Genomic DNA, 286 nt, shown 5'->3' on the forward strand with positions numbered 1-286 from the left:
CCATGCATGTGGCGGAGTACATGAGCCGCCGTCTGGTCACCTTTTCCCCCGATATGTCCGTGAGTGAAGCCATTCGTGTATTGCTGGAAAATCAGATTTCCGGTGGCCCGGTGGTGGATGAAACGGGCCGTGTGGTGGGGGTCTTTTCCGAATCCGACTGTCTTAAGGGCGCGCTGGAAGCAAGCTACCACGGTACAGACATCGGTTCGGTAAAGGAGTACATGAGTGTGGATCTGCAGACCGTGGAAGGCTCGGATTCCATTCTGGATGTGGCAGAAATTTTTCT

1 protein-coding gene is annotated in these 286 nt (G+C 54.2%); it reads left to right on the forward strand.

Going from position 1 to position 286, the window contains the following annotated elements:
* Positions 1–2: 2 nt before the first annotated feature.
* Positions 3–286 (forward strand): CBS domain-containing protein (locus A3754_RS07840; protein WP_156496907.1); only part of this gene is annotated, 284 nt, incomplete at its 3' end.

The organism is Alcanivorax sp. HI0083, from assembly GCF_001635175.1.